Origin of the sequence: Streptomyces sp. NPDC126497, assembly GCF_040302425.1 — a bacterium.
In the GTDB taxonomy this organism is placed as follows: domain Bacteria; phylum Actinomycetota; class Actinomycetes; order Streptomycetales; family Streptomycetaceae; genus Streptomyces.
The window spans coordinates 167,817-191,121 of sequence record NZ_JBEORT010000002.1 but is presented as its reverse complement, the minus strand read 5'-3'; the positions used below and the strand labels follow the sequence as shown (position 1 = coordinate 191,121).

General features: G+C 75.2%; 21 protein-coding genes and 1 riboswitch. Of the genes, 9 read left to right on the top strand and 12 right to left on the bottom strand.

What is annotated here, in order from left to right; translation table 11 throughout:
• Positions 1-8 precede the first annotated feature (8 nt).
• From pknB to thiO, 4 genes are all read right to left on the bottom strand, one after another.
• Positions 9-1,937, bottom strand: a complete 1,929-nt coding sequence (gene pknB / locus ABTY20_RS02010; RefSeq protein WP_351995072.1) for a Stk1 family PASTA domain-containing Ser/Thr kinase — start codon at positions 1,935-1,937, stop codon at positions 9-11.
• A gap of 256 nt (positions 1,938-2,193) precedes the next feature.
• Positions 2,194-2,988 (bottom strand): thiazole synthase, encoded by a 795-nt coding sequence (locus ABTY20_RS02005; RefSeq protein ID WP_351995071.1) that lies wholly within the window; start codon positions 2,986-2,988, stop codon positions 2,194-2,196.
• Between the two features lie 2 nt (positions 2,989-2,990).
• Positions 2,991-3,191: a sulfur carrier protein ThiS gene (gene thiS / locus ABTY20_RS02000; RefSeq protein ID WP_351995070.1), complete on the bottom strand. Its 201-nt coding sequence runs from the start codon at positions 3,189-3,191 to the stop codon at positions 2,991-2,993.
• Positions 3,188-4,354, bottom strand: a complete 1,167-nt coding sequence (gene thiO, locus ABTY20_RS01995; RefSeq protein ID WP_351995069.1) for a glycine oxidase ThiO — start codon at positions 4,352-4,354, stop codon at positions 3,188-3,190. The genes thiS and thiO overlap by 4 nt, the downstream gene beginning before the upstream one ends.
• Positions 4,351-4,463, bottom strand: a riboswitch (TPP riboswitch). It overlaps the preceding gene by 4 nt.
• 42 nt (positions 4,464-4,505) lie before the next feature.
• Here thiO and ABTY20_RS01990 point away from each other — a divergent pair.
• The 6 genes from ABTY20_RS01990 (at position 4,506) to ABTY20_RS01965 (ending at position 9,459) form a co-directional block, all read left to right on the top strand.
• Positions 4,506-4,844, top strand: coding sequence for an avidin-fold protein (locus tag ABTY20_RS01990; RefSeq protein WP_351995068.1), 339 nt, complete (start codon positions 4,506-4,508; stop codon positions 4,842-4,844).
• A 32-nt stretch (positions 4,845-4,876) separates the two neighbouring features.
• Positions 4,877-6,118, top strand: coding sequence for an NAD(P)/FAD-dependent oxidoreductase (locus ABTY20_RS01985; protein ID WP_351995067.1), 1,242 nt, complete (start codon positions 4,877-4,879; stop codon positions 6,116-6,118).
• Between the two features lie 73 nt (positions 6,119-6,191).
• Complete coding sequence (locus tag ABTY20_RS01980) at positions 6,192-6,557, top strand: Rv2175c family DNA-binding protein (RefSeq protein WP_351995066.1); 366 nt, start codon at positions 6,192-6,194, stop codon at positions 6,555-6,557.
• A gap of 195 nt (positions 6,558-6,752) precedes the next feature.
• Positions 6,753-7,418, top strand: a complete 666-nt coding sequence (thiE, locus tag ABTY20_RS01975) for a thiamine phosphate synthase (RefSeq protein ID WP_351995065.1) — start codon at positions 6,753-6,755, stop codon at positions 7,416-7,418.
• 107 nt (positions 7,419-7,525) lie between these two features.
• On the top strand, positions 7,526-8,449 hold the full coding sequence (gene metF, locus ABTY20_RS01970; RefSeq protein WP_351995064.1) for a methylenetetrahydrofolate reductase [NAD(P)H]: 924 nt from the start codon (positions 7,526-7,528) through the stop codon (positions 8,447-8,449).
• Positions 8,450-8,505: 56 nt separating this feature from the next.
• Positions 8,506-9,459 (top strand): SCO2102 family sporulation regulator, encoded by a 954-nt coding sequence (locus tag ABTY20_RS01965; protein WP_351995063.1) that lies wholly within the window; start codon positions 8,506-8,508, stop codon positions 9,457-9,459.
• 6 nt (positions 9,460-9,465) lie between these two features.
• Here ABTY20_RS01965 and ABTY20_RS01960 read toward each other — a convergent pair whose 3' ends face one another.
• From ABTY20_RS01960 to ABTY20_RS01945, 4 genes are all read right to left on the bottom strand, one after another.
• On the bottom strand, positions 9,466-10,962 hold the full coding sequence (locus tag ABTY20_RS01960) for a phytoene desaturase family protein (protein WP_351995062.1): 1,497 nt from the start codon (positions 10,960-10,962) through the stop codon (positions 9,466-9,468).
• A gap of 415 nt (positions 10,963-11,377) precedes the next feature.
• Entirely contained in the window at positions 11,378-12,007 is a 630-nt protein-coding gene (locus ABTY20_RS01955; RefSeq protein WP_351995061.1) for a TetR/AcrR family transcriptional regulator, read from the bottom strand.
• 35 nt (positions 12,008-12,042) lie between these two features.
• Positions 12,043-14,127, bottom strand: a complete 2,085-nt coding sequence (locus tag ABTY20_RS01950; RefSeq protein WP_351995060.1) for a YhgE/Pip family protein — start codon at positions 14,125-14,127, stop codon at positions 12,043-12,045.
• Positions 14,099-14,854 (bottom strand): ATP-binding cassette domain-containing protein, encoded by a 756-nt coding sequence (locus ABTY20_RS01945; RefSeq protein ID WP_351995059.1) that lies wholly within the window; start codon positions 14,852-14,854, stop codon positions 14,099-14,101. Before ABTY20_RS01945 ends, ABTY20_RS01950 begins: the two co-directional genes overlap by 29 nt.
• Positions 14,855-15,020: 166 nt before the next feature.
• On the opposite strand from ABTY20_RS01945, the gene ABTY20_RS01940 reads away from it, so the two are divergent.
• The 3 genes from ABTY20_RS01940 (at position 15,021) to ABTY20_RS01930 (ending at position 17,235) form a co-directional block, all read left to right on the top strand.
• A complete protein-coding gene (locus ABTY20_RS01940) occupies positions 15,021-15,560 on the top strand; it encodes an SAV_6107 family HEPN domain-containing protein (protein WP_351995058.1) in 540 nt (179 codons plus the stop codon).
• A gap of 213 nt (positions 15,561-15,773) precedes the next feature.
• Positions 15,774-16,568, top strand: a complete 795-nt coding sequence (locus ABTY20_RS01935; RefSeq protein WP_351995057.1) for a methyltransferase — start codon at positions 15,774-15,776, stop codon at positions 16,566-16,568.
• A gap of 265 nt (positions 16,569-16,833) precedes the next feature.
• A complete protein-coding gene (locus ABTY20_RS01930; protein WP_351995056.1) occupies positions 16,834-17,235 on the top strand; it encodes an SCO2097 family morphological protein in 402 nt (133 codons plus the stop codon).
• 276 nt (positions 17,236-17,511) lie between these two features.
• Here ABTY20_RS01930 and ABTY20_RS01925 read toward each other — a convergent pair whose 3' ends face one another.
• From ABTY20_RS01925 to ABTY20_RS01910, 4 genes are all read right to left on the bottom strand, one after another.
• Positions 17,512-19,848 carry a transglutaminase TgpA family protein gene (locus ABTY20_RS01925; protein ID WP_502991725.1) on the bottom strand — a complete coding sequence of 779 codons (2,337 nt, stop codon included), beginning with the start codon at positions 19,846-19,848 and terminating at the stop codon, positions 17,512-17,514.
• Between the two features lie 47 nt (positions 19,849-19,895).
• Positions 19,896-21,269, bottom strand: a complete 1,374-nt coding sequence (locus ABTY20_RS01920) for a DUF58 domain-containing protein (protein ID WP_351995055.1) — start codon at positions 21,267-21,269, stop codon at positions 19,896-19,898.
• On the bottom strand, positions 21,269-22,351 hold the full coding sequence (locus ABTY20_RS01915; RefSeq protein ID WP_502991721.1) for an AAA family ATPase: 1,083 nt from the start codon (positions 22,349-22,351) through the stop codon (positions 21,269-21,271). The genes ABTY20_RS01920 and ABTY20_RS01915 overlap by 1 nt, the downstream gene beginning before the upstream one ends.
• 261 nt (positions 22,352-22,612) lie before the next feature.
• The gene (locus ABTY20_RS01910; RefSeq protein ID WP_351995053.1) at positions 22,613-23,161 is read right to left on the bottom strand and encodes a beta-class carbonic anhydrase; all 549 of its coding nucleotides are present in this window, start codon (positions 23,159-23,161) and stop codon (positions 22,613-22,615) included.
• Positions 23,162-23,305 lie beyond the last annotated feature (144 nt).

The window sequence follows — 23,305 nt, the reverse complement described above, 5'->3', positions numbered from 1 at the left end:
CCCGCCGGTCAGCGGATCTCGATGGTTATCGTCGAGCCCTTCGGCGCGGTGTCCCCGCCGTCCACGGACTGGCCCTTGACGGTGTCGCCGAACAGCCCGAGCAGCCCGCGGTCCTCGTCCACGTCGAACCCGGCGTCCTTCAGCTTCTCCTTGGCCTCGTCCACGCTGTCGCCGATCACGTCCGGCACCTCGATCATCTCCGGGCCCTTGGACAGCGTCAGCGTCACGGTGTCGCCCTCGGCGGCCTGCCGCCCCGCGCCCGGGGTCTGCCGGGCCACCCGGCCGGCGTCGTGCCCGGAGTTGACCCGCTCGGCGGCGATCCGCACCTCGAGGCCGGCCTCCTCCAGCTCCGCGCGGGCGTCCGCCGCGTCGTCACCGGTCACGTCCGGCACGTCCACCGGGCTGCCCTTGCTCACGGTCAGCGCCACCGCCGAGCCCGCGCGGACCTTCGTGCCCTTGCCCGGCTCCGTGGAGACCACCGAGCCCCGGGCCACGGTCCCGCTGAACTCCCGGGTCACCATGCCGGGCTCCAGGCCGTCGTCCTCGAGCAGGTCCCGCGCCCTGTCCAGCGGATAGCCGTCGAGGTCGGGCACCCGCACGGTCCGCGGGCCCTTGGAGAGGGTCAGCGACACCGGGTCGTCGCCGCGGACGCGGGCGCCCGCCTCCGGGTCGGTGCTGATCACCGTGCCCCGCTCCACCGTGTCGCTGAACGCCTCCTCCACCTGCCCGACGTCCAGCCCGGCGTCCGCCAGCCGGTCCCCGGCCTCCTGCTCGGTCTTCCCCAGCAGCGGCGGGACCTTGGTGAACTGGCCGGAGTTGATGTACCAGATCCCCGTGCCGACCCCGAGGACCAGCAGCACGGCCACCACGACGGCCATCGGCCCGCGCCGCAGCGCCGTCCGGCGCCGGGGCGGCAGCGGCGGCGGGGACGGGAACCGGCTGGTGCGGTGCAGGGGGACCGCGCCCCCGTCGTCCTCGTCGACGGGCAGCGGACGGGGGACGCCGAGCGAGCGCGGGACGACGCTCGTACGGTCGTCGGCGTTGTCGTGCTCCGTCGTCAGCGCCTGCGGCGGCACCGTGTCGAGCTGTTCGGCGGTGAGCCGGCCGCGCCCCGCGCGGACCCGCGCGAGCAGCGCCACCGCGTCCTGAGGACGCGCCCCGGGATCGCGGGCGGTCGCCGACGCGACCAGCCCGTCCAGCTCGTACGCCATGCCGGGCACGGCGGCCGACGGGGCCGGCACGTCGTCGTGCAGGTGCTTGTAGAGGACGACCGCGGGGGAGTCCCCGTCGTGCGGCTTCTCGCCGGTCAGCATCTCGTACAGCAGGATGCCGCAGGCGTAGACGTCCACGCGGGGGTCGGCGACGCCGTTCTCGATCTGCTCCGGGGCCAGGTAGGAGACCGTGCCCAGCACGGTGCCCGTGGTGTTGGTCACCGAGTCCACCGCGCGGACCAGTCCGAAGTCGGCGACCTTCACCCGGCCGTCGTCCCCGATCAGCACGTTCTCGGGCTTCATGTCCCGGTGCACGAACCCGGCCCGGTGCGCGGCGCCGAGGGCGGCCAGCACCGGCTCCAGGATGTCCAGCGCGGCCCGCGGCTGGAGAGCGCCGCGCTCGCGCAGCACGTCCCGCAGGGTGCAGCCGGCGACGTACTCCATCGCCAGGTAGACGTACGCCCCGTCGGTGCCCTGGTCGAAGACCTGCACCACGTTCGGGTGGGCCAGCCGGGCGACCGACTTCGCCTCACGGATGAACCGCTCGACGAACGAGCCGTCGGCCGCGAGGGAGGGGTGCATCACCTTGAGCGCGAGGACGCGGTCCAGGCGGGTGTCCACGGCCCGGTAGACCGTGGCCATCCCGCCGACCGCGATCCGCGCCTCGACGCGATACCGGCCGTCGAGCACCTGCCCGACCAGAGGGTCCTGAAGGGTCGTGTCCACGCCCCGAGTCTACGAGCCCCCGCCGACACCCCCGCCCCGTCCGGCGTCCGTTGCAGCGGACCTGTGACGTGCGTGACCGGGCGCGGCCGCGGGCGGTCGTGCCTCCCCCGGTGCCTCGAAGGCCCGGGAGGTGCCCCCGGGGCGGCACGGGTGGGCGGTGGGGGCCCTCCGCTCCAGCGGAGCCGGGAGCGGGGGAGGGACCCCGTCGGCGCCGGGCAGCGCGACCCGCCCCCGCCCGGCCGACGTCCCCGCGCCGTCAGAACGCGGGCCGCTCCGGATCCAGCACGGCCATGCCCTCCGCAGGGGACGACGCCTCGGCGAACCACCGCCGGGGAATCCGCCCCGCCAGCCGCGCCAGCCGCCCCGCCTCCACCGCACACCGCATCGCGGAGGCCATCAGCACCGGCTCCTGCGCCCGGGTGACCGCCGACGCCAGCATCACCCCCGCGCAGCCCAGCTCCATCGCCAGCGCCGCGTCGGACGCGGTCCCCGCCCCGGCGTCCAGGATCACCGGCACCCCCGCCCGCTCCACGATCAGCTCGAAGTTGTGCGGATTGCGGATCCCCAGCCCCGACCCGATCGGCGACCCCAGCGGCATGATCGCCGCGCACCCGGCGTCCTCCAGCTTCCGCGCCAGCACCGGATCGTCGTTGGTGTACGGCAGCACCGTGAACCCGTCGTCGACCAGCGTCTCCGCCGCGTCCAGCAGCTCGACCGGATCCGGCAGCAGGGTCCGCTCGTCGGCGATGACCTCCAGCTTGATCAGGTCCGTGCCGAGCGCCTCCCGCGCGAGACGCGCGGTGAGCACGGCCTCCCCGGCGGTGAAGCACCCCGCCGTGTTCGGCAGCACCCGGATGCCCAGCCTCTCCAGCACCGACAGCACGGACCCCCGCACCGAGGGGTCCACCCGCCGCATCGCGACGGTCGTCAGCTCCGTCCCGGACGCCACCAGCGCCCGTTCCAGCACATCGAGGCTCGGCGCCCCGCCGGTGCCCATGATCAGGCGGGACGTGAAGGACGTACCGCCGAGGAGGAACGGATCGTCGGCCATGGTCAGCCTCCCTGGACGGCGGTCAGGACTTCCACGCGGTCGCCCTCGCTGAGGGGGGTGGCGGACCACTGCGCGCGCGGGACGACGGTTTCGTTGAGGGCGGCGGCGACCCCGGAGGGCGCCGCGGTGAGGGACCTCACCACGAGGTCGAGAGCCGTGCCGGGCGCGAACTCCCGGCGCTCCCCGTTGACCGAGACGTTCATGCGGGCTGCTCCGTGCGGACGGCGGCGCCGAAGCGCCGGGGACTGAAGGGACGGGCCGCCTCCGGCAGGGTCCCGGTGGTGAGGACCTCCGCCATGGCGTCGCCGGTGACCGGCGTCAGCAGGACGCCGTTGCGGTAGTGGCCGGTGGCCAGGAGCAGCCCCTCGAGCTCCGTCGGGCCGAGCAGGGGCGCGTTGTCGGGGGAGCCGGGGCGCAGTCCGGCCCGGGTCTCGGTCAGCGGCAGCTCGGTGATCCCGGGGACCAGCTCGTGGGCGTCGCGCAGCAGCTCGTACACGCCGCCCGCGGTCACCGTGGTGTCCCAGCCCGTCTCCTCGCTGGTCGCCCCGATCACCAGCTCGCCGTTCTCGCGCGGCACCAGGTAGACGTGGCTGCCGCGCACCACGGCCCGCACGGTCCGGCTCAGGAACGGGCCGTGGCGGCCGGGCATCGTCAGCCGTACCACCTGGCCCTTCACGGGACGCACGGGAGGCAGGACGTCCGCGGGCACGCCCGCGAGCCGCCCGCTGAGGCTGCCCGCAGCGAGCACCACCTGCCCGGCGCCCAGCCCGGTGCCGTCGGCCGTGACGACGCCCGTCGCGCGGTCCCCGGCGACCACGAGCCGCTCGGCCCGCGCACGGTGGACGACGACGCCCGAACGCTCACAGGCGGTCACCAGGGCGGCCGCCAGCCGTCGCGGGTCGATCTGGTGGTCGCCGTCCACCCGCAGACCGCCGCGCACCCCCGGCGCGAGCATCGGCTCCAGACGGCGGCACTCGCGCCCCGACAGCCACTGCGACTCCAGCCCCGACCGCTGCTGCAGCGCGTGCAGTTCCCGCAGGTGGGCCCGGTCGTCGGCGTCCAGCGCCACGGCGAGCGTGCCGCACGCGCGGTAGCCGAGACCGTGGCCGGTGAACTCGGTCAGCTCGGCCGCGAAGGCGGGGTAGCGCCGCGCGGAGGCGAGGTTCAGACCGAGCAGGGTCTCCTCGCCGTAGTGCAGTTCCGTGACGGCGGCCAGCATCCCGGCGGCCACCCGGGCGGCGCCGCCGCCCGGCTCGGGGTCCACCACGGTGGTGGCGAGACCGCGCTGCGCGGCCCGCCAGGCCGTGACCAGACCGATGATCCCGCCCCCGACGACGAGGACGTCCGAGGTGCGCGTGGGCGACATGGGCGTCCAGCTCCTCCCTTCGCCGGCATGACCCGGATCAGGTGCGTACGGTCGGAGGCCGTCAGCCTCCCTCTCAGCCCGGTGCGTCCGGGCTCCCGCGAGTGCTTGTACGTTGACCACACCCTAGCAACGCGCCCGTAAGGACTCCCCAGTGGCACGCTCCCTCGACGGACTCGTCCTCGCCCCCGTGGCCGACCAGGCCCCCGGCCAGGTCGGCACCCGCACCCGCTTCGTCTACCACGAGCGGGACGGCGAGGTCTGGGCCGAGTACGCGGGCGGCGACGTCGTGCGCGGACATCTGGTGGGCACCCGCGCCGGGGACCGGCTGGACTTCCGGTACGTGCAGCTCAAGCGGGACGGCACGACCTCCTCGGGGCACTGCGTGTCGACGGTCGTGGAACTGCCCGACGGGCGGGTGCGGCTGGAGGAGAGCTGGGAGTGGGAGTCGCAGCCGGGCAGCGGGACGAGCGTGGTGGAGCAGCTCGCCTGAACGGTGCCGCGCCGGGTGTCTAAGGTGAGCGGGTGAGCGAGCAGAGACAGGAACCGGGACGGTCCGGTCCGCGGCGGGTGGTGGTGGCGGGCGCGGGCATGGCCGGCGTGCAGACCGCGGTCGCCCTGCGGGAGCGGGGCTTCACCGGCACCGTGACCCTGATCGGCGCGGAACCCCACCAGCCGTACGACAGGCCGCCGTTGTCCAAGGCGGTGCTGCTCGGCGAGGCCGAGGACTCCGCCTTCGACGTGGACTTCGAGGAGCTCGGCGTCGACCTGCGGCTCGGCTGCGAGGTGCGGGGCCTGCGCCCCGGCGACCACGAGCTGGACACGGAGGCCGGCCCCGTCCCGTACGACGTCCTGGTGGTCGCCACCGGGGCGGAACCGGTCCGGCTGCCGGGCACGGAGGGCGTCCCCGGCGTGCACCTGCTGCGCACCCTGGACGACGTCGCGCGGCTGCGTCCGGTGCTCGCGCGGCAGCACGACGTCGTGGTGGTCGGCGCCGGCTGGATCGGCGCGGAGTTCGCCACGGCGGCCCGCGAGGCGGGCTGCGCGGTCACCGTCGTGGAGGCCGGGGAACGGCCGCTCGCCCAGGCGCTGCCCGCCGAGGTGACCGCCCCGATGGCCGCCTGGTACGCCGACGCCGGCGTCACGCTGCGCACCCGTGCGCGCGTGGAGCGCGCCGAGCCCGGCGCCGTGTTCCTGGACGACGGCACGCGGCTGCCCGCGGGCGCCGTGGTCGTCGGCATCGGCGCCCGGCCCGCCACCGCCTGGCTGGCGGGCTCCGGGATCGAGCTCGGGGCGCACGGGGAGGTCGTCGCCGACCGCCGTCTGGCGACCTCGCTGCCGGACGTGTACGCGGTCGGCGACTGCGCGTCCTTCCCGTCCGCGCGCTACGGCGAGCGCCTGCTGGTCCACCACTGGGACAACGCCCTCCAGGGGCCGCGCACGGTCGCCGCGAACATCCTGGGTGCGCCCGGCGGCCGGGAGCCGGCGGTCTACGACCCGGTGCCGTACTTCTGGTCCGAGCAGTTCGGGCGCTTCGTGCAGTACGCGGGGCACCACGCGGCCGCCGACCGGGCGGTGTGGCGCGGGGACCCCGCCGGGGCGGCGTGGAGCGTCTGCTGGCTGCGGGGGTCCCGCCCGGTCGCGCTGCTCGCGGTGGGGCGGCCCCGGGACCTGACGCAGGGGCGCAGGCTGATCGAGGCGGGCACGGCGATGGACGCGGAGCTGCTGGCGGACCCGGCGCGGCCCCTGAAGTCGGCGACCGCGTGAGACCGGGGCCGCGGTGGGCCCGTCCGGGCGGGGCTGACTTCCGACTGTCGGTGGCAGATGGCACGCTTGTCCCGTGACCGAGATTGACGCAAAGATCGATGCTCTCGTCCCCGCCTGGCTCACCCTCCCCGACATCGCCGAGATGCTCGGCGTCGAGGTGACGCGCGTCCGGCAGCTGGTCAAGGAGGGCCAGCTCATCGCCGTACGCCGGGGTGAGAACCGCGCGCTGCACGTGCCCGCCGCCTTCATCGACGGGGACAAGGTCGTCAAGGGCCTGACCGGGACCCTGACGCTCCTGCGGGACGACGGCTTCACGGACGAGGAGATGCTGGAGTGGCTCTTCACCCCCGACCCCTCCCTGCCGGGCACGCCCGCGCAGGCACTCGGTGAGAACCGCGGCACGGAGGTGAAGCGCCGGGCCCAGGCGCTCGCGGTCTGACCCGCACCCGGCCGTCCGGACGTCCGAAGGCCGCCGGCCGGGGCACGGACCCCGGCCGGGGGACACCCGCGCCGGCGGCATAGGGTCCCCTGCGGCGCGCTTTCCCCGGCCCGGTGCCGGGCCGGGGAAAGCGCGCCGCCGACACCGCGGGCCCGCCGGGCCCGTACGCCGCCGACACCCCGGGGGGGACCTCGTATGACCGACACCGCTCGCGCCCGGCTCGCCGGCGCCCGGCTCTACCTGTGCACCGACGCCCGCACGCGGCAGGGCGATCTCGCGGAGTTCCTGGACGCGGTCCTGGCCGGCGGGGTCGACATCGTGCAGCTGCGGGACAAGGGCATGGAGGCCGGCGAGGAACTGGAGCACCTGGCGGTCCTCGCCGACGCCTGCGCCCGGCACGGCAGACTGCTCGCGGTCAACGACCGCGCGGACGTGGCCCACGCCGCCGGGGCCGACGTCCTCCACCTCGGCCAGGGCGACCTCCCCGTTCCCGCCGCCCGCGCCATCCTCGGCGACGACGTCCTGATCGGCCGCTCCACCCACGCCGAGTCCGAAGCCGCCGCGGCCGCCGTCCAGCCCGGCGTGGACTACTTCTGCACCGGCCCCTGCTGGCCCACCCCCACCAAGCCCGGCCGTCACGCTCCCGGCCTCGACCTGGTCCGCCGCACGGCCGCCCTCGGCACCAACCGCCCCTGGTTCGCCATCGGCGGCATCAACCTCGGCAACCTCGACCAGGTCCTGGACGCCGGTGCCCGCCGGGTCGTCGTCGTGCGGGCCCTCACCGAGGCGGACGACCCCGGAGCGGCGGCGGCCGAGTTCGCCGAGCGGCTGCGGGAGGCGGCGCACGCGGACGCCGGATGACGCCCGCGCGTCTCAGGTTTGTCCAAGGGGTGGACAGCAAGTCGGCATTCCGGACAAATGTCCCCCATCCGGTTGGGGGACCGCCGCCCCCTGGCTAACCTGCCGGTATGGCCCTCGGAACCGCATCCATCAGGACTGATCGCGCACGCACCGTGCGTGACATGCTCGCCGCAGGCAAGACGACGTACTCCTTCGAGTTCTCGGCGCCGAAGACCCCCAAGGGCGAGCGGAACCTGTGGAGCGCGCTGCGCAGGGTCGAGGCGGTCGCACCGGACTTCGTCTCCGTGACCTACGGCGCGGGCGGCTCCACGCGCGCCGGCACGGTCAAGGAGACCCAGCAGATCGTCGCCGACACCACCCTCACCCCGGTCGCCCACCTCACCGCGGTCGACCACTCCGTCGCCGAGCTGCGCAACATCATCGGCCAGTACGCCGACGCCGGGATCCGCAACATGCTCGCCGTGCGCGGCGACCCGCCCGGCGACCCGATGGGCGACTGGGTGCCGCACCCGCAGGGACTGACCTACGCCGCCGAACTCGTCCGGCTCATCAAGGAGTCCGGCGACTTCTGCGTCGGCGTCGCCGCCTTCCCGGAGATGCACCCGCGCTCGGCCGACTGGGACAGCGACGTCGCCCGCTTCGTCGACAAGTGCCGGGCCGGCGCCGACTACGCGATCACCCAGATGTTCTTCCGGCCCGAGTCCTATCTGCGGCTGCGCGACCGGGTCGAGGCGGCGGGCTGCGCGACCCCGGTGATCCCCGAGGTCATGCCGGTGACCAGTGTGAAGATGCTGGAGAGGTTGCCACAGCTCAGTAACGCCTCGTTCCCGGAGGCCCTCAAAGAGCGGATCCTCGCGGCGAAGGACGATCCGGCGGCGGTACGCTCCATCGGTATCGAGTTCGCCACGGAGTTCTGTGCCCGGCTGCTGGCCGAGGGAGTGCCCGGACTGCACTTCATCACGCTCAACAACTCCACGGCGACCCTGGAAATCTACGAGAACCTGGGCCTGCACCACCCACTGCGGGCCTAGACCGGTCGCACGGACATACGACACACTGCGTAGCGACCACTGGGAGAGGGGCGTACATGGGCTGGACGGTCCTCTACATCGCGTTCGGCGTCGTCGCGCTGTGGCTGCTCGGTGAGGTGCTGCTGCAGTACAAGGCGCGCCTGCGCTGGCGGCTGCTGGCCTTCGCCGGCTTCCTGGGCGTCGTGCTCGGCGTGCTGATCCCGTCCGTGATCGTCATCGGGCTGGGCGCCGCGGCCTTCGCGGTCGGCCAGACCTATGTGACGCTGTCGTTCCGCCGCGGCTTCGCGGCCGGCTGGGCGGTCAACGCGCCGGCGCTGGCCGCCGCCAAGGGCCGCCGCGGCGACCGCGGCCGCCGGGAGCCGACCCTGGAGGTCTCCGGCCTGGAGGCGTCCGGTCCGGAGGCGTCCGCCCCGGAGGCGTCCGGCGCCGGGCAGGGCGACGGGGACGACGGCCACCGCGCGGACGACGACTACGACCGCGACGACGTGTTCACGCCCGCCGCCCGCTCCGGCCGGCCGGAGGCCGCCGGGGCCACCGCCGTCTACGAGCCGCAGCCCATGCCCGACGACACCGGCTCCTACGGTGTCTACGGCGACACCGGGTACCCGGCCCCGGCGCAGGACCAGTACGCGGCGGCCGGCCAGGGCGCCGACCCGAACCACGCCTACGACTACTCCGGTTACGGCCAGCAACAGGGGTACGACACCACGGGCCAGCAGCAGTACGCGGCCTACTCCGACCCGTACATCGGCACCTCGGCCTACGGGAACACCTCGTACGACACCGGCTACGCCGACCCCCAGCAGTACTCCCCGCAGGGCTACGGCCAGGACGCGTACGCCGGCGGCTACGGCGGCGAGACCCCGGCCGGCGGCCTGTGGGTCCCGCAGCAGCGCAGCACCGACGAACCGTACGGCGGTGAACTCCCGCCCGAGCAGCAGTACCCGTACCAGGGCGACGGACAGCCGCACGGCGGCGGCAACGGGTACGACGAGCAGTACCGCTTCTGAGCGCGGTCACCGCGAGCCGCGGAACTCCGGCCCCTCCACGATCAGTCCGGCGACCAGCGCCCCCGACATCCCGGCGTGCGGCAGCCCGCCGCCGGGATGGGACCAGCCGCCGGCCGTGAACAGCCCCGGCAGCCCGGTGCTGTTGGCCGGGTGCAGCAGCCGCCCGCCCGCCGCGGCCAGCGCCGGCGCCGGCACCGCCCCGCCCTCCGCGCCGGTCTCCCCGGCGACGTCGGCCGGGGTGCGCACCTCGTGCCACAGCAGCCGGTCGCGCAGGTCCGGTATCGCCCGCCCGGCGACGGAGATCAGGTTCTCGGCGTACGCGTCCCAGGCGTCCCCGGCCCCGGCGGGCACCACCGACGTCACCGTGACCGCCTCGTGGCCGGCGTCCGGGACCAGCGCCGGGTCGTCCGGCCGCAGCACCGTGACCGTGGGCCGCGCGGGCGGGCTCCCGGACGCACCGGACAGCGCCGCCAGCTCGGCCTCCCGGTCCTGTGCGTGCACGACCGTACGGTGCGGGGTCCCCGCCGGACGCCCGCCCCGCAGCGCCAGCGCCAGCGTCACCCGGCTCGCCGCCCCCCGCTGGGCCGGGACCTCGCCGTCACCGCGCGTCCGCGCTCCCCGGGCCAGCCGGTCCAGCACCTCCGGGGGCACCCCGGCGACCACGAAGTCGGCCTCCGCCACCGAGCCGTCCGCCAGCTCCACCCCCGCCGCCCGGCCGTCCTCCTCCAGGATCCCGGCGACCTCCGCGCCGAAGCGGAACTCCACCCGGCGGGCCACGCACCGCTCGTACACCGCCCGCGCCAGCTCCCGCATGCCACCGCGCACGTACCAGGTGCCGAAGGCGTGCTCCATGTACGGCAGCACCGCCGCGCTCGCCGGGGTGTCGCGCGGATCGAGGCCGTACGCCAGCGCGTGGCTCTCCAGCAGCGCGCCCAGCCGCGGATCGCGCAGCTCCCACGCCCCGACCTCCGCGAGCGTGCCCGCCGTGCGCGCGCGCAGGAACCTCCTGCGGGGCACCGCCGGATACGGCTCGCGCTCGGCCAGGACCCGCCAGTCGGGCCACAGCGGCTCCTCCAGCAGCGGACGGCGCGACCGGTCCCAGGTCTCCCGGGCCCGCACCAGGAAGTCGCCCCAGCGCCCGGCCGCGTCCGCGCCGAGGCTCTCCTCCAGCGCGGAGACCACGCCCGCGCGCGAGGCGTTCGGCAGCGACACGCGCGTGCCGTCCGCGAACACGTGGTGCGACGAGGGGTCGACCTGGACCAGCTCGACGCACGCCTCCAGCGGCTCCCTGCCGGTCTTCACGAACAGGTCGCGGTAGACCGCCGGCAGCGGGAGCAGCCCGGGCCCGGTGTCGAAGGCGAACCCGTCCCGCTCCAGGCGGCGCAGCGCACCGCCGTACGTCCCCGTCCGCTCGTACACCGCCACCCGGTGGCCCGCGACGGCCAGCCGGGCGGCGGCCGCCATCGCGCCCATCCCGGCGCCGATCACCGCAATCCGTGCCATGCCAGGGACTTTATCCGCCGCCGACGGCGGTCCGCCCCCGAGTACCCGCGCCCCCGTCGCGGGCCCCGGCCGGCGGCAGCGGGCCGTGGGCGCGCGTACGCGGCACTGAGTACCCGTACCTAGCCGCCGAGTTGAGTACACGCGCGGATGGGAGTGGAACCGCGGGAACGGGAGAGTGGGAACCACGGAAAGGGGCCCGGCCCCGGACCGGCGACACGGGGCGCCGGAACGGTACGGGCCCGCGTTCCGCTCCTTCCACCGGCACCGCCGGCGGGAGCGAGGTACGGGGGACCCGGGGGACGACCGCAACGGGGGTTCCGGGGGAACGCACGGGGGAGCGAGAGGCGCCGGTCCGGCCGGCGGCCCGCGGGGGACGCGGCCGTCACCGGACCGGCGCCTCCGCGCGCGCCGGGGCTCAGCGGCGGCCGCTGACCCTGCCCTGCAGCAGCCGGGACAGCGCCGCGTGCACATCGTCCAGGGAGCGCTCCGGCTGGAAGGACTTCCAGTCCAGCGCGGCCACCAGCACCATGCCGACCAGCGCCGCCGCCGTCAGCGGGACGTCGATCTCCTCGCTGAACTCGCCGTTCGCCACGCCCTCGCGCAGGACGCCCTCGACCACCGCCACGGCCTGCTGCCGCACCACCAGCAGCGTGGACTGCCAGGCCCGGTTGGTGCGCCACAGCTCGGCCACGTACAGCTGCGTGAAGGCCGGGTAGCGGTCGATGAAGACGAGTCCCGCGCGGATCATCGCGTCCAGGGCGTCGACCTTGCCGCCGCCCTCCCGGGCCGTCCGCTCGGCCGCCTCCCGCAGCGAGGCGGTCAGCAGGCCGACGCCGTGCCGCAGCAGTTCCTCGAAGAGGACCGACTTGCTCGCGAAGTTGTAGTAGACGGTGCCCTTGGCGACCCCCGCACGCTCGGCGATCTCGTCCACGGTGGTGGCGGAGAAGCCCTGCTCGGCGATGAGGGTGACGGCCGCCTCGTAGAGCTTCTGCCGGGTGGCCTCGCGGCGGGTGCTGCCGCCCGGCGTGGTGCTGCTGCGTTCCATGGCCCCGATTGTCACAGGAACGCCGGCCGGTCCGTTCACAGGCTCAGCTCCGGGTGCAGCCGCTCCACCGTCCACACCTGGCGGCGGCGGGCCGACAGCGCGGTGAGCGCGAGGGCGCCCGCGGTGAAGGCCGCCAGCACGGCGCACGCCTGCCACACCGGTCCGAGCCCGCCGCCCGTGATCAGCCGCCGCAGCGCCTCGACGACATGGCTCATCGGCAGGAGGGGGTGCAGCGCGTTGAAGAACGCCGGGCTCGTCTGCACGGGGTAGGTGCCGCCCGCGGAGGTCAGCTGGAGCATCAGCAGCGCGAGGACGAGGATCCGGCCGGCCGCGCCGAAGCGCGCGTTCAGCCACTGCACGATCGCCGCGAAGCACGCCGTCACCAGGCACAGGAAGCCCACCGTCCCGGCCGCCCGCGCCATCTGCAGCCCGAGCGCCCAGTGCAGCACCGCCATCAGCGCCAGCGTCTGCAGCACCCCGATCGCCACCACCGGCAGCCAGCCCGCCAGCGCGATCCGCCGGGCGGGGGCGCCCGCCGCGAGCGCGCGCCGGTTCAACGGCGCGATCAGCATGTACGCCACCATGGCGCCCACCCACAGCGACAGCGGGATGAAGTACGGGGCGAAGCCGGTGCCGTAGTTGGGCGCCTCGTGCAGGCCGTGGGAGACCAGTCGCACCGGGTCGGCCATCACCTCGGTGCGCCGGTCGCGCTCCCGCGCGTCGTAGTCGGGGATCCTCCCGGCTCCGTCGTGCAGACCGCCGGCGAGTTCGCCGGATCCGTCGACGAGCTTGTGGAGGCCGCCGTTCAGGTCGTCCGCGCCGGTCCTCAGTTCGCCGACGCCCTTGTCCAGGTCCCGGGCGCCGGTCCGGGCGGTGCCGAGTCCCTTGTGCAGCTTCTTCGCTCCGGCGGCGACCTTGCCGGCCCCGGCGTCCAGCTCGTTGATCCTGGTGACGGCGTCGTCGAGGTCCTCGGAGAGGTGCGGGGCGCGGTCGGCGAGCGCCCGGGCCTGCTTCTCCAGGGCGGCGAGGCGGGTGTCGAGCTTCTCCAGGTCGTCGCGGTGGTCGGTGACCAGGGCGTCGACGTCGCCGGCGACGGCCGCCGCCGTGGCCACCGCGTCCCGGGCCTTCTCCAGGTCCGGACAGGCGGGATCGGGCAGCACGGGGTCCTCGCAGCGCGTGCGGTGGACCTCGTCCACGGTGCCGGCCGCGGTGCGGGCGTCCTCCGAGGCGGCCGGCGCCTTCTCCTCCAGGGCGTCGAGGTCCTCGCGGAGCCCTCCGGCCGCGTCGGCGACGAACCGCGCGGTGTCGCCGACGGACTTCTCGTGGTCCTTCAGGAACGGGCCGACCTCGGCGTCGACCGCGTTCACCTCGTCGGCGAGCCTCCGGGTGCCGTCCGCGACCTTCTTCGAGCCCTCCTCCAGGTCGCCCGCGCCCTTGTGGAGGTCCTTGAGCCCCTTGGACAGCTTGCCGCTGCCCTTGCGGGCGTCCGCCAGGCCGTCGGCGAGGTCCTCGGAGCCCTTCTCCGCCTTCCCGATGCCGCCGTTCAGCTCGTCGGCGCCCTTCGCCGCCTTCACGGTCTCGCCGTGGATGTCGGAGAACGAGACGAAGATCCGGTCCAGGAAGGAGCGCGAGGTCTTCGTGGACGCGGCCTGCCGCACCTCGCCGAAGACCGTCCGGGAGATCTGCCCGACGATGTAGTTGTTGGCGTCGTTCGTCCGCACCCGCAGGGCGCCGGTCTCGGGGGAGTCGCCCGAATGGGACGCGATGCGGCGGCTGAAGTCGGCGGGCACGGTCAGCGACAGGTAGTAGGTGCCGTCCTCGACCCCGCGCCGGGCCTCGGCCGCGCTCACCTCACGCCAGTCGAAGGTGCCGCTGTCGCGCAGGCCGTCGACGATGTCGTCGCCCGCGGTGATCCGCTCGCCGCCGGCGCTCGCCCCCCGGTCGTCGTTCACCAGCGCCACCGGGATCCGGTCCAGGCGGCCGTACGGGTCCCAGAACGACCACAGGTACAGGGCGCCGTACAGCAGCGGCAGCACCAGCAGGGCGGCCAGGGCCGCGCGCGGCAGCCTGCCCCGGCCGAAGCGCCGGAGCTCAAGAGCGGCCAGTTTCGGCGAGCGCATCGGCGGCCGCCTCCTTCGTCTCGTCGTGCCCGGCGGTTCCCGTGCGGACGACCACCGCGTCGCGCGGTGCCTGGCGGCACACCGCCAGCACGGTGGTGCCGGTGTCGGTGACGGACTTCAACAGGGCCCACACCTCGGCCCGTTCGGCGGACGAGAGCTTCAGATCGGTGTCGTCCACGCCGAGCAGCCCGGGGCCCGTCAGCAGCGCCAGCGCGAGCGACAGCCGCAGCGCCTCCGTCCGCTCCAAGTCCCGCACGGCCGTGCGCGGGCCCTTGGGCAGGGCCGCGAGGTCCAGTCCGGCGGTGGCCAGCGCCGTGTCGACGCGCCGCTGCCGCGTCCGCGCCCGCTCCGCGCGCGGACGCGGCAGACCGCGGGGGGAGCCGCCGAAGCGGCCCTGCAGCAGGGCCTGTTCGCGCAGGTGCTCGCCGGCGGTGAGGGCCGGATCGAGGTCGGTGACGCCGGTGACGTGCGCGAGGGCGCTGCGGTGGCGGACGGCGGACATGCGCCGGGGCAGTTCCAGGCCGCCCACGGAGGCCAGGCCCTCCGTGGGCCGCATCCGGCCGGTGAGGGCGAGCAGCAGACAGGTGCGGCCCGACCCGGACGGCCCCTCCAGCGCGATCAGCGAGCCCGGCTCCGCGTCGGCCGAGACCCCGCGGAACACCCAGCCCCGCGGGCCCTTCAGGCCGAAGTCGCGGGCCGTGACGGCGAGTCCGGACGAACCGTCCACCACATCCCCCTGCTTTTGAACTGACTGGTCAGTTCAAAAGTTAGCCCGAACGGCCGGGCGAAGCAAAAGCCCAGGTCGGAACGGATTGTCAGTGCCATACCTCACGATGTGCGCATACGGCACCTCTTGACGGGGGAGCCGTCACCACGACGACAGGAGGTTCGTCATGGCCCACTCGTCCGCAGCCGCCGCCCGTCGGCGCCGCGCAGCCGGCCCTGCCCCCTCACCGAGCGGCCCGGCGAGCGACATCCACCCCGTGCTGCGCCGCGCCGGGGCCCCGCCCGCCGCCCTCGACCTGCTCGCCCAGGCCCGTGCCGGACTCGACGAGGCCGCCGTCCTCGACACACCCAACGAGCGCTACGCCACGGCACACCTCGCCGCCCTGCGCACCGCCGCCGCCGTGCTCGCCGCCCGCGGCCGGCCCGAGGCCTCGCCCCGGGCCCGGGCCCGGATACGGAGCGCCTGGGACGTGCTCCCCGAGATCGCGCCCGAGCTCGCCGAGTGGAGCGCGCTGTTCGCCTCCGGGGCCCGGCGCCGTGCCCGGGCCGAGGCCGGCATCGAGGGGGCGGCGAGCGGCCGGGACGCCGACGACCTGATACGCGACGTGAGGATGTTCCTCCGCCTGGTCGAACGCATGCTGGTCCTCCAGCCGGTCCTGCCCCGGCCGCACGGCGACGGGGGCGGCGCCACGGGGACGCGGGGCTGAGGAAGCGCGCGGCTCCGCGGCGTGGGCGCGAAGGACCCCGGGGCCCCGGAAGGACGGGGAGGGAAGGGGCGACGGGGGCGAAACACCTCGCACGGCGCCGCGGCCCCTCGGCCGGGTGGCCGCGCACCACGGTGCAGGCCATAGGGTGGACAGCGCCTGAAACCCACTGCTCCGCCGAAGACCAGGCGGTGCCGCGCCGAGGAGTCAACTACCGTGCCGGACCCGATGCGGCCCCGCGCCGCCCTCCGTACCGCCGTGGTCTGGGAGGTCCTCCAGGACGCCCTGGAACGCCGGGTCAAGGCGACCGGACGGCAAGCGCTGGACGTCCTCGACACCGGCGGCGGCAGCGGCAACTTCGCGGTGCCCCTCGCCCGGCTCGGTCACCGGGTCACCGTCGTCGACCCCAGCCCCAACGCCCTGTTCGCCCTGGAGCGCCGCGCCGCCGAGGCCGGCGTCGCCGACCGGGTCCAGGGCGTCCAGGGCGACGCCCACGGCCTCTTCGACGTGGCCGAGCGCGGGGCGTACGACGTCGTGCTGTGCCACGGCGTCCTGGAGTACGTCGACGACCCCGCCGAGGGCGTCCGCAACGCGGTGGCAGCGCTGCGCCCCGACGGCGTCCTCAGCCTGCTCGCCGCGGGCCTCGGCGGCGCCGTGCTCGCCCGCGCCCTCGCCGGCCACTTCACGGAGGCCAGGCAGGCCCTGGACGACCCGAACGGCCGATGGGGCGCCGGCGATCCCGTGCCGCACCGTTTCACCGCCGACCGGCTCACCGCGCTCGTGGAGGGCGCGGGCCTGACGGTCGGCGCCGTGCACGGCGTACGGGTCTTCGCCGACCTCGTCCCCGGGGTGCTCGTCGACACCGAGCCCGGAGCCCTGGACGCGCTGCTGAAGCTGGAGGCCGCGGCGGCCGAGCTGCCCGCCTTCCACTCCGTGGCCACACAACTTCACGTGCTCGGCGAGACGCGGGGGACGGCGGAGGCCCGAGGGACTGCCGGGACGCACCGCTGATCAGCGGCGCGTCCGGCGGCCGCCGCCGCGCATGGAGTGCGCCACAGGACCCCCGAATGGCGGCTTGGCACCGTATGATCGGGGGAGACCGCCCGGCATGACGGGTCGGCCGCCGGGGAATGAGAAGCCTCAGCGGACCGGGACGTGAGGCTGGTACCGGTTGGCCAATTGGCGCAGAGGGGCGGGTTTCACGGGGGCGATTCCCTGCCTATCCTGAAGGGACCCCCCCGGGTCGCCCCGGCGACTGCACGATGAGGAGGACTCCGTGCCGCTCTCGGAGCACGAGCAGCGCATGCTCGAGCAAATGGAGCGAGCGCTGTACGCCGAAGATCCCAAGTTCGCGACGGCGCTCGAGGGAAGCGGGCTGCGTACGTACACCCGGCGACGGGTCTACCAGGCGGTCGCGGGCTTCCTCGTGGGTATTGCGCTCCTCATGGCCGGTATGGTCGCCCAGCAGGTCTGGCTCAGCGTCGTGGGCTTCCTCGTGATGCTGGGCTGCGCGGTCCTCGCGGTGACCGGCTGGCGCAAGGCCCCCAAGCCGGGGGAGCAGGCCGCCGGCGCGACGGGCACGCCCCGGGCCGGCCGTCAGGCCAGACAGCGCCGGTCCGTGATGGACCGCATAGAGGAGCGCTGGCAGCGCCGCCGCGACGAACAGGGCGGCCGCTAGCCTCCCACCGGAGACGAGCCCAGGGGGGCGGCCACCACGCGGGGGCCGCCCCCTTCGCTGTTCCCACGCGGCGGCCCCGCGGACGGCCGCGCGCCGCCGTTCCCGCGGTGGCCGCGCCTCCCCCGGCGCCTCGAAGGTCCGGGAGGCGCCCCCACGGCGCCGGAACCCGCCCGCGGGGAAGGCGGGCCGGGGCGCCCCCTCCGGGGAAGGCACCCCGCGAGCGCCGGGCCGCGCGAGCCCGCCCCGACCGGCCCCGCCCCGCGGGGCCGGTGAGGCTCAGCCCCGCTGCCGTGACGGTCCGCGCCAGGCCGGCCGCAGCGCCAGGAGCCGCGCCCGGACCCCGGTCCACCACCCCGACACCGCCCACACCACCCGCACGCTCGACCGCGGCACGAACACCGCCCGCAGCCGCACCCACCGGCCGGCCGAGGACCGCAGCCCCGCGGCACCGTCCCGCACGTCCTCCGCCAGCCCCGCCGCCGCCCGCGGCCGGGGCGCGTACAGGACCTGCTCCACCGCGTCGGCCACCCGGTGCACCGACGCCGCGGCGTCCGGGCCGAGCCGGCCCAGCCGTACGATCCGGTCCGCCGTCCCGCGCGGGGTCAGCGACTCGTCCGGCGCGATGCCGTGGTCCCACGCCGTGTCCGTCAGCTCGTCCCAGACGGCCAGGACGTACGGCGCCGCCTCCGCCTCCGAGCGGCCGTGCCCGCCCAGCCGCACCGCCCGGGTCCTGGTCCGCCACAGCATCGGCGCCAGCGGCAGCACCAGGACGGCGAGACCGGCCAGTGCCCACCCCAGCACCGCGTACCACGTCGGTCCGTCGCCGTCCGTGGGCAGGGCCACCTGCGGCGCCTCGCTCTCGCACGCCCCCATCCTCCTGCGCTCCGGCGTGCAGCCCCCGCTCGCCGAGGGCTCCGCCGACGGCTCCGAGGGCGCGGCCCGGGAGGGCCGGGCGGGATCGGGCACCGGGTTCTCCGCGGAGTCCGGCACGGTGTACGACGGCGTCGAGCCCCGGGTCGGAGTCGGCTCGAACCGGGTCCAGCCCACCCCCTCGAAGTACAGCTCGGGCCAGGCGTGCGCGTCCCGAAGCCCCACCGCGACCGTGCCGTCCCCCTGCGGGGTGCCGGGTGCGAAGCCCACCGCGACCCGCGCCGGTATGCCCAGGGAACGGGCCATCGACGCCATCGCGAACGAGAAGTGCACGCAGAAGCCCTGCTTGTCCCGCAGGAAGCGCGCGATCGCCTGCGAGCCGCTGCCGACGTCGACCTCGGTGTCGTACTCGAAGCCGCCCTCCGTCGTGAAGTACTCCTGGAGTGCGACCGCCCGGTCGTAGGCGTTGTCCGCGCCCTCGGTGACCTCGCGGGCGGTCCGGGACACCACGGCCGGCAGCGAGTCCGGCAGGGCGGTGTACTCGCGCAGCAGCGCGGGCGTGGGCTCCGGCGCGTCGGCCAGCTGCTCCGCGGTGGGCCGCACGTGCAGACTGCGCACCTCGTACGTCAGGCCGCGGGTGGTCTGTCCGTGATCGCCGACCAGCGTCATCCCGACGGGCTCGTAGCGCCAGTTGCCCCGGATGCCCACCCCGCTCGGCGGGTACGGCATCGGCAGCCAGTCCTGGTCGTACCAGTCGGCGGCGGAGATCGTCGTGCCGATCTCCGTGCGCTCGATGTCGGGGGCGAGGCCCGGCGGGGTCGGGAAGGTGCCGCCGGGCACGGTGGTGACGGACCGCTTCGACGGCTTCCACGTGGTGCCGTCGAAGTCGTCCAGGGAGACGATCCGCAGATACAGGTCCGACGGGTCCGTCAGCTCGGAGCGCACCGACAGGACCTGGCGGTCCTCGTCCGCGTCCAGCGAGTCGCGCAGCGACACCAGCGGGTTCACCGCCGAGATGGTGCCGCCCCCGCCGGCGCCCTGCCCGGCCCCCGCGCCGGCGGGGCCCAGCAGGCCGCCGTCCATCGCGGGCAGGCCGAGCGGCACCACCAGGGCGATGCCCAGCGCGACCGCGCCGATCCGCCGCCCGGTGCGCACCGGGGCGACGGCGCCGGGCGAGTCCCCGCCCGGGCCGGGCGCCCCGCCGAACACGCGCCCCCACTGGGAGAGCCGGTCCCGGCCCTCGGCGAGCAGCAGCATCAGATAGCCGGCCGCCGCCAGCAGGAACCACAGCCAGTCGGCGCCGCCGTCGGACAGTCCCGCGGCCACCGAGTACAGGGCGAGCAGCGGAAGTCCGGCCGGGGCCGCGCTGCGGAAGGTCACCGCGAGGGTGTCCACCAGCAGCCCGATCACCAGCACGCCGCCGGTCAGCATCAGCCGGATGCCGTCGGACAGCGGTGCCGGGATCGCGTACCGGCCGACGTCGTCCCCGCCCTGCGCCAGCAGTTCGGCGAAGAAGCGGAAGGCGTCCGGCCCGGGTATCAGTCCGCCGAGGGCGTGCTCACGCGCGAACACCAGGGTCAGCAGCAGCGACGTGACCAGGACCTGCGCCGTCACCGTCAGCGGACGGGTCAGCGGCACCCGCCGGGCCGCGGCGCCCACCCCCGACTGCACCGCCAGCAGGAACGCCGTGGGGACGATCCAGGTCCCCGGGTCCACCAGCGGCAGCAGGGCGCACGCCGTCATCAGCGTGGCCGCCCACGCGCACAGCGCCAGCCGCGTCCGCCCGCTGATCACGACGTCCCCCCGCCACTCGCCGGGGCCAGGCCCGAACGCTCCCGGTCCGCCTGCCGCCACAGCTCGTCCAGCGAGGCGCCGCGCGGCACGCCCAGTGCCGTCCAGCCCGCCTCGCGCAGCATCCGCAGCCACTGCCCGCGCCGGTCCGGCGCGCCGGGCGCACCGGCCGGTTCCCGCCCCCAGGCCTCACTGTCCAGCAGGAAGGCGAGCGCGCCCCCGCTGCGCCGGCGCATCCGGGCGAGCACCGCGGCCTGCTCCTCGTCCAGGTCGCCGAGGAAGGCGACCAGCAGCCCCTCGTGCCCGCCGCGCAGCACGTCGTAGGCGCGGGACAGGCCCCCCGCGTCGGAGTGGTCCACCACGGCCAGGGCGTCCATCAGCAGTCCGGCCGCGTCCGCCGACTCCTGGCCGGCGCCCGCGAACCCGTCGGCCCCCTCGCCCGGCACCGGGGTGCCGGTGTCGGTCAGCAGCCGCACCGAGAAGCCCCGCTCCAGCATGTGCGTCAGCACGGAGGCGGCGCCCGACACCGCCCACTCGAACGCCGAGTCCGGTCCGGCGCCCGCGTAGGCGACGGCCCGGGTGTCCAGCAGCACCGTGCACCGGGCGCGCTGCGGCTGTTCCTCGCGGCGCACCATCAGCTCGCCGTAGCGGGCGGTGGAGCGCCAGTGCACCCGGCGCAGGTCGTCGCCGTAGCGGTACCCGCGCGGGATCACGTCGTCCTCGCCGGCCAGCGCCAGTGCGCGCTGCCGCCCGTCGCCGTACCCCTTGGCCCCGCCGCCGAGGCGCACCGGCGGCAGCGGCTCCACGCGCGGGACCACGGTCAGCGTGTCGTACGTGGAGAAGGACCGGGTCAGCTCGCACATCCCGAACGGGTCGGACAGGCGCAGCTGCAGCGGGCCCAGCGGATAGCGGCCGCGCAGGTCGGAGCGGACCCGGTAGGACACCTCGCGGCGCCCGCCCGCCTCCACCCGGTCCAGGACGAACCGCGGACGCGGGCCGAGCACGTACGGCACCCGGTCCTGGAGCATCAGCAGGCCCGTGGGCAGCCGCGAGACGTTCTCCATCCGCAGGTGCACCCGTGCCTCGGAGCCGGCGGGCACCCGCCCGGGGGAGAGCCGGCGGCTGCCGGCCACCCGGTAGCGGGTGCGGTGGAGCACGGCCGCGCACACCAGCGGCAGCACCGCCAGCAGCAGCCCGACCCGCAGCAGATCGCTCTGCCCGAGCACGTACGCGCAGGCCGCGGCGGCCACGCCGGCGGCCAGGAAGGAACGCCCGCGGGTGGTGAGCCCCGACAGGGCCGTCCGGACGCCGCTCCGGTCGCCTCCGTCGCCCTCCGCGTGGACGGCGCCCGCGGTGGAGCCCGCGGCCGTCATCACAGCCTCCGGGGCGGCTGCTGACCGTAGCCCGGACCACCGCGGCCGCTCTGCCGCGGGGCGGCCGCGGGGGCCTGGGCACGGTCCGCGGGCACCGGGGTGTGCTGGAGGATCTCCTGCACCACCTGCTCGGCGGTGCGGCGGTTGAGCTGGGCCTGGGCGGTGGGCAGCAGCCGGTGGGCGAGGACGGCCGCGGCGAGCGCCTGCACGTCGTCCGGCAGCGCGTAGTCCCGGCCCCCGAGGGCCGCCGACGCCTTCGCCGCGCGCAGCAGGTGCAGCGTCGCGCGCGGCGAGGCGCCCAGTCTGAGGTCGGGGTGCGTACGGGTGGCGGCGACCAGGTCCACCGCGTACCGGAGGACCGGTTCGGCCACGTACACGTCGCGCACCGCCTCGATCAGCTTCAGGATCTCGTGCGCGTGCGCCACCGGCTGGAGGTCCTCCAGCGGGGAGACGCCGCCGTGCACGTCCAGCATCCGCAGCTCGGCCTCCGCGCTCGGGTAGCCGACGGAGACGCGTGCCATGAAACGGTCGCGCTGGGCCTCCGGCAGCGGGTAGGTGCCCTCCATCTCGACCGGGTTCTGCGTCGCCACGACCATGAACGGGCTGGGCAGTTCGTAGGTCTTGCCGTCGATGGTGACCTGGCGCTCCTCCATCGACTCCAGCAGCGCGGACTGCGTCTTCGGCGACGCGCGGTTGATCTCGTCGCCGATCACCACCTGCGCGAAGATGGCGCCCGGCTTGAACTCGAAGTCGCGGCGCTGCTGGTCCCAGATGGACACACCGGTGATGTCCGAGGGCAGCAGGTCCGGCGTGAACTGGATGCGCCGCACCGAGCAGTCGATGGACCGCGCCAGCGCCTTGGCCAGCATCGTCTTGCCGACTCCAGGGACATCCTCGATGAGCAGATGCCCCTCGGCGAGCAGCACGGTCAGTGAGAGCCGCACGACCTCGGGCTTCCCCTCGATCACGCCCTCCACCGAACTCCGCACGCGCTCCACCACGGCGGTCAGGTCGTCCCCCACGCTCGCATACGCTCGGTCGGGGGCGCCCCCATGGCTCGCACGATCGTCATAGGTCGTCACCCGGCCCTCCTCGGCCCTTCCCCGCGCTCCACAAGGAGCGGAGGACCCCACATGTCCCGGGCCGACGCCTTGCTGTGCGGCCCGGCCCACCCCGCATCACGGACACCACGCGGGAAAAGTTCCGCGTGACACCACTCCCGCATTCTTGCCGCCGTTACCGATTCGTGTCACTCGCCTGTGGACAACTGACAGCGATATGCCAGGTCCCGCGACGGCGAACGGAGTCCGGAGCCCCGGTGTCCCCCGGGGCGGGCGGACGGGTCAGGCGGGGTCGATCTCGCGCAGCAGACCCGTCTTCACGTCGAAGACGAAGCCGCGCACGTCGTCGGTGTGCAGCAGGAACGGCGAGGTGCGCACGCGCTGCATGGACTGCCGCACGTCCTGGTCGACGTCGCGGAAGGCCTCCACCGCCCAGCCGGGACGCTGGCCCACCTCCATCTCCAGGTCGTGCCGGAACTCCTCGGTGATGGACTCCAGGCCGCAGCCGGTGTGGTGGATCAGGACCACGCTGCGGGTGCCCAGGGCGCGCTGGCTGATGGTCAGCGAGCGGATCACGTCGTCGGTCACGACGCCGCCCGCGTTGCGGATGGTGTGGCAGTCGCCGAGGGAGAGGCCCAGCGCGTCGTGCAGGTCGAGGCGGGCGTCCATGCAGGCCACCACGGCGACGCGGAGCACCGGGCGGGCGTCCATCCCGGGATCGGTGAAGGCGGCCGCGTACTGCTGGTTGGCCGCGACCAGACGGTCGGTGACCGTGCCGTGGCCGGAGGTGGCGTTCTGGGGGCCGGTGGGAACCGATGCGGAAGTCGTCATACTCATGACGGTACTGGTCACCGGGGGATCGGGCCCGTTGTGAAAGGCGACAAAGAACGCCGATGTGCCGTGGTGTGAGGTAACCCACAAAGGTGGTGTGAGCCCCTTCCCACGGGTGATGTGTCCGATCGGCCGTTCGACCCG